The sequence below is a fragment of the Pseudomonas sp. SWRI92 genome (genome assembly GCF_014268685.1).
GTDB classification, from domain to species: Bacteria; Pseudomonadota; Gammaproteobacteria; order Pseudomonadales; family Pseudomonadaceae; genus Aquipseudomonas; species Aquipseudomonas marvdashtae.
Window position 1 is genome coordinate 1 of record NZ_JABWQY010000068.1, and the last position, 202, is coordinate 202.

Consider the following 202-nt stretch of genomic DNA (forward strand, 5'->3'; position numbering starts at 1 on the left):
CTCAGGTCTAAACTTCTGAGGTTCTCCCTTTTCCTGAGGAGGCTTTCTCATGAACAGCGTGACGCTTCTAGGCATCGACATTGGCAAAAATAGCTTCCACTTGCATGGCCAAGATGCACAAGGCCACATGGTTCTGCGCAAGAAGCTTAATCGCAGCCAGTTGCTACCGTGGCTAGCACAAATACCACCCTGCAAAGTCGCC

The 202-nt window shown here is 51.0% G+C and carries 1 pseudogene; it reads left to right on the forward strand.

What is annotated here, in order from left to right:
* Nucleotides 1-49: 49 nt before the first annotated feature.
* Nucleotides 50-202 (forward strand): annotated as a pseudogene (locus HU762_RS26870) (IS110 family transposase); the annotation flags it as partial.